This window comes from Pigmentiphaga sp., from assembly GCF_019689535.1.
Classification (GTDB): domain Bacteria; phylum Pseudomonadota; class Gammaproteobacteria; order Burkholderiales; family Burkholderiaceae_B; genus Pigmentiphaga.
On sequence record NZ_JADGHH010000192.1, the window covers coordinates 1 to 6,284 of the forward strand.

General features: G+C 66.6%; 7 protein-coding genes. 3 read left to right on the forward strand and 4 right to left on the reverse strand.

Annotated features, from left to right (window positions below; translation table 11 throughout):
- Nucleotides 1-118: 118 nt before the first annotated feature.
- The 4 genes from IRZ12_RS14495 to yjgA all read right to left on the reverse strand — a co-directional run bounded on the left by IRZ12_RS14495 (nt 119) and on the right by yjgA (nt 2,712).
- Complete coding sequence (locus tag IRZ12_RS14495; RefSeq protein ID WP_296469724.1) at nt 119-613, reverse strand: universal stress protein; 495 nt, start codon at nt 611-613, stop codon at nt 119-121.
- A 117-nt stretch (nt 614-730) separates the two neighbouring features.
- Nucleotides 731-1,402, reverse strand: a complete 672-nt coding sequence (locus IRZ12_RS14500; RefSeq protein ID WP_296469727.1) for a dienelactone hydrolase family protein — start codon at nt 1,400-1,402, stop codon at nt 731-733.
- Nucleotides 1,403-1,429: 27 nt separating this feature from the next.
- Nucleotides 1,430-2,074: a molybdopterin adenylyltransferase gene (gene mog / locus IRZ12_RS14505; protein WP_296469730.1), complete on the reverse strand. Its 645-nt coding sequence runs from the start codon at nt 2,072-2,074 to the stop codon at nt 1,430-1,432.
- Nucleotides 2,075-2,109: 35 nt separating this feature from the next.
- On the reverse strand, nt 2,110-2,712 hold the full coding sequence (gene yjgA / locus IRZ12_RS14510; protein WP_296469733.1) for a ribosome biogenesis factor YjgA: 603 nt from the start codon (nt 2,710-2,712) through the stop codon (nt 2,110-2,112).
- Between the two features lie 106 nt (nt 2,713-2,818).
- On the opposite strand from yjgA, the gene pmbA reads away from it, so the two are divergent.
- The 3 genes from pmbA to IRZ12_RS14525 all read left to right on the forward strand — a co-directional run.
- A complete protein-coding gene (gene pmbA / locus IRZ12_RS14515) occupies nt 2,819-4,210 on the forward strand; it encodes a metalloprotease PmbA (RefSeq protein ID WP_296469736.1) in 1,392 nt (463 codons plus the stop codon).
- Between the two features lie 88 nt (nt 4,211-4,298).
- Nucleotides 4,299-5,603, forward strand: a complete 1,305-nt coding sequence (locus IRZ12_RS14520) for an FAD-dependent oxidoreductase (RefSeq protein ID WP_296469740.1) — start codon at nt 4,299-4,301, stop codon at nt 5,601-5,603.
- A gap of 109 nt (nt 5,604-5,712) precedes the next feature.
- On the forward strand, nt 5,713-6,284 hold a 572-nt coding region (locus IRZ12_RS14525), incomplete at its 3' end, for a P1 family peptidase (protein ID WP_296469743.1).

Below are 6,284 nucleotides of genomic sequence, written 5' to 3' on the forward strand. Positions count from 1 at the left end.
GCCAGCAGCAGGAACCCACCGAAGCGACTCAGGGGCGGCTCAATGCCGCTCCTGAGCGCCGTAGGAATCTCCGACCTTCAGGCCGGGGAGGATGTCAATCGGCCAAGAGACCGGGAAATCAGTCCTCGGTTTTTTCCTTCTCTTTCTCTTTTTTCTTCTCTTCCTTGACGCGGTAGACCAGCACCGCTACGTGGGCCAGCGACAGCACCTTGGCCGTGACGCTGCCCAGCAGCAGGCGCGAGAGGCCGCTGCGCCCGTGGCTGCCGATGAAGATGAGGTCGCAGCCGGTCTCGGCCGCAGCCTGGACGATGCCGTCGGCCACGTTGAAATTGGACACCGACAGCGCCGTGCTCTTGACGCCCGCCGTGTCGGCGCGGCTGGTGACGGCATCGAGGTATTTTGCGGCTTGCTCGGCCGACGCCTTTTCATAGGCATCGTCGGTGATCGCATACGCGGCGGCCATGCCGTCGAAGCCTATGGTGGCGGCAAAGGGCTGGGTCACGTGCAGGGCCACGATTTCCGCGTTGACCGACCGCGCAAAGCTGACGCCCGCGTTGGCGGCCTGGGCGGACAGCGGCGAGCCATCGGTGGGGATCAGGATTTTCTTGAACATGGCGTGTGCTCCTTGAAGATCACGAAGATGACCGCTGGAACCCCGGCTCGGCGGCGCGGCCGTTGTTATCGATGAATGCAGTACACCATATATCGGGCCGGGATGTCTTGATCGGCATCAAGCGAGTGTCCTGCGCAGGAATGCCGAGATGTCGGCCACTTCCGGCGCGCACACGGAGTGCGGCATCGGATAGGCGTGCCATTCCACCTCGTAGCCGAGTCGTTCAAGTGTATCGCGCGAAGCAATTGCCTTGTCCATCGCGACGATGGGATCTGCCGTGCCGTGGCCCATGAAGATGGGCGTGCGTGCATTGGCGGGATGGCGCTCGGCAGCGAAGCTGGCCGCCAGAGGCAAATAGCCCGAGAGCGCGACGAGGCCGGCCAGCCTTGCCGCATGGCGCAGCCCAGTGTGCAGCGTCATCGCGCAGCCTTGCGAGAATCCGGCCAGCACGATGTGTTCGGTCGGGATCCCCCTCTCATTCTCGCGTGCGAGGAGGTGTTCGATGCGGCGCTGGGAGGCCCGGATGCCCGCTTCGTCTTCGCGGCGGACGAGATCGCTGACGATGATGTCGTACCAAGCGCGCATGGCCATGCCGCCGTTGATGGTGACCGGCTGCACGGGGGCATGCGGAAAGACGAAGCGGATGGGCGGCAGGCCGCTCAAGTCCAGCTCGGGGACGATGGGCTCGAAGTCATGGCCGTCCGCGCCCAAGCCGTGCAGCCAGATCACGGCGCGGGTCGGATTCGGTCCGGTTTCGACCTCGACGCATTCGAGCAAGGTATCGCTCATGGGGCATTCTCCGGGAGGTGGGGGGCGTCAAGTGGCGCTGCGGATCGCGGCCTTGGGGCGGAACGCCTTGCACACCGACTCGTTGGTCTCGATATACGGACCGCCGATGAGCTGGATGCAATACGGTACGGCAGCGAAGATGCCGGGCACTTGCAGGGTTCCGTCGGTGTTCCTCAGCCCTTCGAGGGTTTCGCGTATGGCCTTGGGCTGGCCGGGAAGATTGATGATGAGCGCGGCGCCGTCTTCGGCCGACGTGCCGCGTTCCCGGATCACGGCCACTTGGCGGGACAGGATGGCAGTGGGCACGAAGCGCAGCGAGATCTGGCGCATCTGTTCGCCGAAGCCGGGCATTTCCTTGGTCGCCACCGCGAGCGTGGCTTCGGGCGTAACGTCGCGCCGCGCTGGCCCCGTGCCGCCCGTGGTCAGGATCAGGTCGCACCCGAGTTCATCGCACAATTCGACCAGCGTGGCAGAGATCGTATCGGCGTCGTCCGCGATCAGCCGCTCGGCATACTGGACCGGCGTGCGCAGTGCGCCGTCCAGCCACGTCTTGAGCGCGGGGATGCCCTCGTCGGCATAAACCCCAGCGGAGGCGCGATCGCTGATGGATACCAGGCCGCATAGCAATTCGTCGGGATGATTGCGCGCCAGGCGCTTGGCAGAAGTCGTCATGGCTGAATTCCTTCAGGCAGCGTGTCTGTCATCGGTTATTCGTCGTCCGCATCGCCGGGCGCCGGGGTTGCCCCGGCCTGCGCCTGCAGGCGCTTGATTTCCTGGAACAGCGCCCGGTAGTGCTTGCGCTGCGGCTCGCGGCCGGGCAGCAACGCAGCGTTGGCGGCCCGTTCCTTGCGCGCCGCGCGTATCAAGGCGCGCAGCGGCTGCGCTTCGGCGTGGGGATACAGGTTCATGAAGGCGGTGAAGTGCTCGTCATCGTCGATGAGGCGGTCGCGCCACAGCTCGAGCTGGTGGAAAGCCGCGATCTGTTCCATCGAATCGCCGTCCCACTCGGCCAGTTTGGCCTGGATCGGCTCCACGTGCGCTTCGCGCATCAACTTGCCCACGTATTGCAGCTGGCGCCGCTTGCCTTCGTGCGAGGTGATGCGCTGGGCCTCGCGTATGGCGTCGTAAAGCCGCTCGGCCAGCGGCAGTTGCCGGAGCTTGACGTCGGGCAGTGCGACCAGCCGTTCTCCGAGTTCTTGCAGCGCTGCCATTTGTCGCTTGAGCTGCGATTTGCTGGGTCGCCGATCGTCCTCTTGACCGGCTTCTTGGTCGGCCGCGAGGGGCGAAGCGAAATATTTGGAACGAGACATAAGCGTAAAGAGTTGCGCCGGGGCGAGGCGCCGGCAGCGCTTGGGGGATCCATTATCATAAAGCCTCGCCGTCCTCCGGACCGCCTAATCCCTATCGAAATCATCCATGGCCATTTCCCGTCCCCGCAAGCAATCGTCGTCCACCGCTGCCGTTCGTCCCGCGCTCGCAGACCGAGCCACGTTCCGCCAGTTGATCGAGCGAGTGCTGGAGGAAGCGAAGCGGGCGGGCGCGACCGATGCCGCAGCGGAGGTCTCGGAGAGCCAGGGGCTGGCCGTCACGGTCCGCAAGCGCTCGCTGGAGACGGTCGAACAGACGCGGGATCGCTCGTTGGACATCACCGTATACGTGGGGCAGCGCCGCGGGTCGGCCTCGACCTCGGATTTCTCCGACCAAGCCTTGCGCGATACCGTGCAGGCCGCCTATCACATCGCCCGGCATACCGCCGAGGATCCGGCCGCAGGCCTGCCCGAAGCCGACCTCTTGGCGACCGAATTCCCCGACCTGGACCTCTACCATCCCTGGCCGCTGTCGCCCGAGGAAGCCGCCGAACTGGCCTTGCAGGCCGAGGACGCCGCACTGTCCACCGACAAAGGCATCACCAACTCGGACGGTGCATCGGTCTCGTCCTATGAAGGTCACTTCGTCATGGGGAACACGCGCGGATTCCTGGGCGGCTACCCCTATTCGCGCCATTCGCTGTCGGTTTCTCCCATCGCGGGCCGCGGCGACAACATGCAGCGCGACGATTGGTACACCAGCGACCGGAACTGGCGCAAGCTGGCCGACCCGGCGCAGGTCGGCCGCTATGCCGCGGAGCGGGCCCTGTCCCGCCTGTCCGCCCGCCGCATTCCCACGGGCCGGTATCCCGTGCTGTTCGAGGCGCCCCTTGCGTGCGGGCTGCTGGGTTCGCTCACTCAGGCGTTGAGCGGCGGCGCGCTCTATCGCAAATCGAGTTTCCTCGTCGATAGCCTGGGGCGGCAGGTTTTCCCCGAGCACATCGACGTGCTCGAAGACCCATTCATCCGGGGCGCCCAGGGCAGCGCCGCGTTCGACGACGAAGGCGTGCGCACGCAGGCGCGCAAGGTGGTCGAGGCCGGCGTCATCCAAGGCTATTTCCTCTCCAGCTATACCGCGCGCAAACTGGGCATGGTCACCACAGGGAACGCTGGGGGGTCGCACAACCTGATCCTCACTTCGCGCCATACCCGCCCGTCGGACGATTTTCGCGAAATGCTGCGCAAGCTCGGCACGGGATTGCTCGTCACAGAGCTGATCGGGCAAGGCATCAATTACGTCACCGGCGATTATTCGCGTGGTGCATTCGGATACTGGGTAGAAAACGGCGAGATCCAGCACGCCGTCCAAGAGATCACCATCGCCGGCAACCTGCGGGATATGTTCGGCAGCGTAGCTGCCGTGGGCGCGGACACCTTGACCCGCGGCACCAAGACCACCGGATCGATCCTGTTGCCGGAAATGTCGATCGCCGGCCTCTAGGTTCGCCTGCGGGCGGCGGGCACGCCGGCTGCTGAGGCAAGGGGTGGCACAAGCGGCCCGGCGTGCGCGCCGGCCATAGGGGGCATCCATGAAGTCAGCGGCAGTGCATCGGATCGTGATCGCGGGCGGTGGCGCGGGAGGGCTGGAATTGGCAGTTCGCCTGGGCAAGCGCCACGGCCCCGAGCATGTCACCCTTGTCGACGCGGCGCCCTTTCATATCTGGAAGCCGTCGTTGCACGAGGTTGCCGCCGGCACGGTGGACATCCATCGCGACGGGTTGTCTTATGCCATGCTCGCGCATGACAACGGCTTTCGCTTCGTCCTGGGCGAAATCGTCTCGGTCGACCGCCAGGCGAAGGAACTGCGCGTGGCCGCGCTGCGCGATGCCGAAGGCGAGGTCATCCTGCCCGAACGCGCCATCCCCTATGAAACACTCGTGCTCGCGGTTGGCAGCCTAGGCAATTTCTTCAACACCCCCGGCGCCGACCAGCATGCGATCTCGTTGGACACGACCGAGGCCGCCGAACGTTTCCGCCTCGAACTGCTCAAGGCCATGGCCCGGGCGTCTGCCCGCACCGACACGATCACGCCTGGGGGGGTGAACGTCGTGATCGTCGGCGGCGGCGCGACTGGCGTCGAGCTGGCTGCGGAGCTGCACGAGGCCGGACGCACGATCTCCGCGTATGGGTTGCCGGGCATGACGCCGGACAAGCTGCGCATCACCCTCATCGAAGGTGGGCCCCGCATCCTCGGGCCGCTGCCCGAGCGGGTGGCGCGGGCGGCCGAAGCGCTGCTGGTCGAGCGCGGCGTACAGGTCGTGGCCGATTGCCGGGTATCGGAGGTCAGGCCGGATGCCGTGGTCGCGCAGGACCATGTGTTCGAAGCAGACCTGTGCGTCTGGGCGGCCGGCATCAAGGCGCCTTCGCTGATCAGTTCTTTGGGGCTCGAGATGAACCCCATGCAGCAGGTCAAGGTGGACGAGACGCTGCGCACCTCCGATGAAAACATCTACGCCATGGGCGACTGCGCCGCCGCGCCGTGGCTGGGAACGGACAAGACGGTGCCGGCCCGGGCCCAGGCCGCGCACCAGCAGGCCTCCTATCTGGTCCCGCTCCTGTCGGCCCGCATGCGTGGGGAAGTGCCGCCGGCGCAGCCTTTCCGTTTCCGGGATTTCGGGTCGCTCGTCTCGATCGGGCACGGCGAAGGCGTGGGCAGCCTGATGGGCAGCCTCACTGGCCGCAAGCTCTTGGTCGAGGGGTGGATGGCCCGGCTGATGTACGCCGTCACCCACTGGTCTCACTACGCGGCAGTGCTGGGCCTGTGGGGCGCGACCGTGCGTTCCCTGAGCCGGGCGCTGAGCCGTCGCTCACAGCCTCGCGTCAAGCTGCATTAGCGGGGCGGCGCGGCGAGCTGCGAAAAGCCCCCCTGGTCGGGGGTGCGCCGGGTGCGCCATGAAGGCGCGGCCTACAATGGGCTCGCCATCCACCCTCACGGACTCCAGCATGGAACGACACGCCGCATCGCGCGGGCACCCGGGCCCGCTCAACCTCATCACGGACGTCGAAGGATTGCGCGTCGGGCAGGCCGATGATGCGCAGGCCTGCACCGGCGTGACAGTCATTCTTCCTGACGACCGGGTTGCCGCGGCCGTCGATGTCAGGGGAGGCGGGCCGGGGACGCGGGACACCGACGCGCTCGGTGCATCCTGCCTCGTCCGCTCTGTCGACGCAGTGGTCCTGTCGGGCGGATCGGTGTACGGACTGGCCGCCGGAGACGGCGTGGCCGCTTGGTTGGGGGCGCGGGACCGTGGCTTTACGCTGTTGCGCCAGCCAGGCGTTCCGCCATCGCCCATCGTGCCGACAGCGGTGCTTTACGACTTGGCCAACGGCGGGGACAAGCGCTGGGGCGAGACACCCCCGTACCGGGAACTCGCGCTACGGGCGGCCACTCATGCGGACAAGCACTTCCCGCTGGGAACCTGTGGCGCGGGTTTCGGGGCGGCGGCGGGTGCGCTCAAGGGCGGGCTGGGCTCGGCGTCCTACGTCACCCATGACGGCATGACCGTGGGGGCCAT

Bases quoted from the DNA above. Each gene is read 5' to 3' on its own strand.
- IRZ12_RS14495 (WP_296469724.1), bottom strand. From the start codon at position 613: ATGTTCAAGAAAATCCTGATCCCCACCGATGGCTCGCCGCTGTCCGCC.
- IRZ12_RS14500 (WP_296469727.1), bottom strand. From the start codon at position 1,402: ATGAGCGATACCTTGCTCGAATGCGTCGAGGTCGAAACCGGACCGAAT.
- mog (WP_296469730.1), bottom strand. From the start codon at position 2,074: ATGACGACTTCTGCCAAGCGCCTGGCGCGCAATCATCCCGACGAATTG.
- yjgA (WP_296469733.1), bottom strand. From the start codon at position 2,712: ATGTCTCGTTCCAAATATTTCGCTTCGCCCCTCGCGGCCGACCAAGAA.
- pmbA (WP_296469736.1), top strand. From the start codon at position 2,819: ATGGCCATTTCCCGTCCCCGCAAGCAATCGTCGTCCACCGCTGCCGTT.
- IRZ12_RS14520 (WP_296469740.1), top strand. From the start codon at position 4,299: ATGAAGTCAGCGGCAGTGCATCGGATCGTGATCGCGGGCGGTGGCGCG.